Below are 3,812 nucleotides of genomic sequence, written 5' to 3'. Positions count from 1 at the left end.
GCCCGCGTCCGCGCCCCCTCCCGCGTCCGCGCCGGGTGGGGCGGCGGGCGACGCCAACGGCCTCCTCGCCGCCGGGAACCTGCGCGTCCGGCTCTACCCGGAGCAGGCGCTCGACGAGCGGATGCTGGCGGCGCTGGTGACCAGGCCCCTCGCGCCCGGTCTCGTCCAGACGGTCGTGGTCGACTACCCGGACTCGATGATGCCGCTCAACCGGGCCGACCTCGGCGGGCTCGGCGAGAACGCGGCGTTCGGGGCCGCGCTGACCCACTCGATCCAGGACGAGCCCCACTACGTCCAGGCGACGGACATGGACGGGGTGAAGGTCGTCAACATCGGGGAGCAGCACCGGTACATCGGCGCGCACGTGCACGTCCTCCGCCGCTACTTCCCCGGCCCGCTCCCGTTCGGCGCGCTGGTCGCCTTCCCGCTCCCGGAGTACGTGACGATCCACGAGATCGGGACGGACCAGCACCTCGTCCTGGCCATGAAGACCGTCCAGGACGTGGCCGCCAAGCTGGCCGGCAACGGGGAGAAGCCGATCAGCCCGCAGGTGTACTGGTGGCGGCCGGGCGAGTACGAGGGGCTGCCGGAGCGCGATGCCCTCTACGGCGGCCGCGTCCCCGACCTGCGTCCGGTGGAGGTCCAGGTCGAGCACGGCGAGCAGGGCCTGAAGGTCGGGCTCGTCGGGGACGCCACGGCGGAGCTCGTCCAGGGCTGGGAGGCCGCGCGCCGCTGACACGGCGCGGCACCGGCCGGGCGGGTCAGGCCGCGGCGGAGCCCATCAGCCGCTCGATGCGGGCGCGCAGCTCCGGCACGTCCACGCCCGCCTCGGCCGCGAGCCGCACCGACAGGAAGCCGTCGTCGTGCAGGACGCCGAGCAGGACGTGCCCGTCGCGGATCTCCTTCTGATTGAGCCGGATCGCGTGCCGCAGGCTCAGCTCCAGGGCCTTCTTCGCCTTCGGGGTGAAGGGGATGTGCCTTCGGGGGCGGCCGGACCCGGCCCCGGGCGCGTCCAGGGCCCCCTCGCCGAAGGCCCGCTCGGTCGCCTCGCGGACGGCGTCCAGGTCGATGCCGAGGGTCCTGAGCGCCTCGGGGTCGAGTGGGTCCTCGCTCATCCGCGTGATCCGCGCCCGGATGCCGGACGCGTCCAGCCCGTGCTCGCCCATGGCGCGGGTCATGGCGGTGTCGCCGTCCAGCAGGGAGAGCAGCAGATGCTCGGTGCCGATGTGATGGTGCTTGAGTGCGCGTGCCTGCTCCTGGGCGCCGGTGACCACCTGCCGCGCGTCCTCGGTGAAACGCTCGAACATCGTGCTACTGCTCCTTCCTGAGGCGGCGGCGGCCGCCGCCCTGCTTGCTCTGCCCGTGCTTCTTGTGGACGGCCTGCCGGCTGACACCGAGGCAGACCGCGATCTCCTGCCAGGACCACCCCTGGTCGCGGGCGCTGGCGACCTGGAGGGACTCCAGCCGTTCGGCCAGCTCGCGCAGTGCGCGCACGGCCCGCAGCCCGACCGCGGGGTCCCGGCTGCCCGCCTCCTGGGCGAGCGTGACTCCATCGCTCATGGCGTCAATGTAGGTTGACACGCGAGGGATGTCAACCGATGTTGACGGCGGGCGAGTGTCAGCGGACGGTCAGCAGGGTGGTGAGGAGGTCGTCCAGGCTGACCATGCCGGCGATGCGGCCGTCCGGGTCCACCGCGAGGCCGAGGTGGCTGTGGTCCGCCTTCAGGATGGCGACGGCCTCCCCGACCGGGGTCCCGATCGGCATCGCCGGCACCGGGTGCGCCAGCTCCCGCGCCGGGGTCTCGCGGCCGCGCGCACGGGCCAGGTAGGCGTCCCGGACGTGCACCATGCGGGCCGCCTGCCTGCCCGACCCCCGCAGCATGATCCGGAGCCTCCCGGTGCGGGCGGCGGTGTCGATGACCTCCTGCGGCGACGCCGCGGGCGGGACGGACACGATCTCCGAGACGGGCACGACCAGATCCGACAGGGGAGCGCGCGGCGCGTCCAGCGCGGTGGTGAGCAGCGTCAGCTCGGTCTCCTCGATCAGCCCGAGCCGCCGCGAGTCCTGCGCGATGCTGTGCAGCTGCTCCGGCGTGCGCGCCACCTCCCGCGAGTTCACCGGCTGGACGCCGATCATGCGCAGCAGCAGGTTCGTCGCGCCGTTCAGGACGGCCAGCACCGGGCGGGCGGCGGTGGCGAACGCGCGGAACGGCAGGCCGAGCAGGGTCGCCGAGCGCTCCGGGTCGGTGATCGCCCACGACTTCGGCGCCATCTCGCCGACGACCATGTGCAGGAACGTCACCAGCGCGAGGGCGAGGACGAACGCGACCGCGTGCGCCGCCCCCTCCGGCAGGCCCGCGGCGTGGACCAGCGGCGTGAAGGTCGCGGCGAACACGGGCTCGGAGACCACCCCGAGGCCGAGCGAGCACATCGTGATGCCCAGCTGCGCGCCGGCCAGGGTCAGCGACAGCTCGTCGATGCCCGCCACGGCCGCGGACGCGGCCCGGCCGCCGCGCGCGGCCGCCCGCTCCAGGCGCGGCCGCCTGGCCGCCACCAGCGCGAACTCCGTGGCGACGAAGAACCCGTTGCCGACCAGCAGCGCCAGCGTGACGAACGCGCCGAGGGCGAGGCTCACCGGCCCTCCTCCGCGGTCTCCACGGTGCGGACGCGGATCAGCTCGGGCACGTGCCGGTGGATCGTCAGGACCTCGACGACGGCGGTGCGGGGCGGTTCGTCCAGCCGCGCCGGAGGCAGGTCGACGGTGACCACGTCGCCGGGCTCCGCGACGCGGCCGAGCCGCTTGAGCAGCAGGCCCGCGACGGTCTCGTAGTCGCCCTCGGGCAGCGCGATCCCCGTCTCGTGGGCGACCTCGTCCATCCGCAGGCCGGCGTCGGTCGTCCACCACTCGCCGATCCGGATCGCGAGGTCCTCCCCGGGCTCGTTCTCGTCGGCGATCTCCCCGACCAGCTCCTCGGCGACGTCCTCCCACGTGACGATCCCGGCGAAGCCGCCGTACTCGTCCATCACGCAGGCCATCGGCGCGGCGGCGCTCTCCAGCCGGAGCAGCACGTCCGGCAGCGGCAGCGACGAGGGCAGCAGCAGCGGCGCCTTCGCGAGGCCGCCGACCTCCGTGCGCCCGGAGCCGCCCGGGGCGAGCAGGATCAGCTCCTCCAGCCCCACGACCCCGACGAGGTCGTCGACGCGCTCCCCGGTGACCGGGTAGCGGGAGTGCCCGGTCGCGGAGATCACCTCGCTCAGCTCGGCGACGGACGCCGACGCCGACACGGTCACCACGTCGACGCGGGGGATCATGACCTCCGCGGCGTCCCGCTCGGAGAAGGCCAGCGCCCGCTCCAGCAGGTCGGCGTGGCCGGCCTGGATGTTCTCGCCGGACTCGCCGATCATGCGCCCGAGCTCCTCCAGCGTCGCGCCGTGGTGCAGCTCCTCCACCGGCTCGATGCCCACCGCGCGCAGGAGGCGGTTCGCCGACGCGTCGAACAGCCTGATCAGCGGCCCCACCGCCGCCAGGTACACGAGCGTGGAGGTCGCCAGCGCCCGCGCCAGCCGCTCCGCCCGCGCCAGCGCCAGGTTCTTCGGGAACAGCTCGCCCAGCACCATCTGGATCACGGTGGCGAGGGCGAACCCGAGCGCCACCGCCACCCCGCCGGTCGCCGCGTCCGGTACCCCGCCCGCGCGCAGCGCCGGCGCGATCAGGTCGGCCAGCGCCGGCTTGGCGATGAACCCCACCACCAGCGCGGTGACCGTGATGCCGAGCTGCGCGCCCGACAGCATGAACGACAGCCTGTCTCTTA

4 protein-coding genes and 1 pseudogene are annotated in these 3,812 nt (G+C 74.2%); 1 reads left to right on the top strand and 4 read right to left on the bottom strand.

Features of this window, described 5'->3' with window-relative positions; genetic code table 11:
• Positions 1–736: pseudogene (locus E1281_RS40910) on the top strand (hypothetical protein); the annotation flags it as partial.
• Between the two features lie 25 nt (positions 737–761).
• Here the strand turns inward: E1281_RS40910 and E1281_RS38365 are convergent.
• The 4 genes from E1281_RS38365 to E1281_RS38350 form a co-directional block, all read right to left on the bottom strand.
• Positions 762–1,307, bottom strand: a complete 546-nt coding sequence (locus E1281_RS38365) for a Clp protease N-terminal domain-containing protein (protein ID WP_131884608.1) — start codon at positions 1,305–1,307, stop codon at positions 762–764.
• A gap of 4 nt (positions 1,308–1,311) precedes the next feature.
• On the bottom strand, positions 1,312–1,560 hold the full coding sequence (locus E1281_RS38360; protein ID WP_131884607.1) for an RNA polymerase subunit sigma-70: 249 nt from the start codon (positions 1,558–1,560) through the stop codon (positions 1,312–1,314).
• A 58-nt stretch (positions 1,561–1,618) separates the two neighbouring features.
• Entirely contained in the window at positions 1,619–2,635 is a 1,017-nt protein-coding gene (locus E1281_RS38355) for a CNNM domain-containing protein (protein ID WP_131884606.1), read from the bottom strand.
• The coding region (locus tag E1281_RS38350) for a hemolysin family protein (RefSeq protein WP_131884605.1) at positions 2,632–3,812 on the bottom strand (1,181 nt) is incomplete at its 5' end. The genes E1281_RS38350 and E1281_RS38355, both read right to left, overlap by 4 nt.

This window comes from Actinomadura sp. KC345 (genome assembly GCF_004348515.1).
GTDB lineage: Bacteria > Actinomycetota > Actinomycetes > Streptosporangiales > Streptosporangiaceae > Spirillospora.
The sequence above is the reverse complement of the archived record's forward strand: the minus strand, read 5'-3'. Positions and strand labels throughout refer to the sequence as shown.

Excerpts from the sequence above, each read along its gene's own strand:
- E1281_RS38365 (WP_131884608.1), bottom strand. The coding sequence starts at position 1,307 with ATGTTCGAGCGTTTCACCGAGGACGCGCGGCAGGTGGTCACCGGCGCC.
- E1281_RS38360 (WP_131884607.1), bottom strand. The coding sequence starts at position 1,560 with ATGAGCGATGGAGTCACGCTCGCCCAGGAGGCGGGCAGCCGGGACCCC.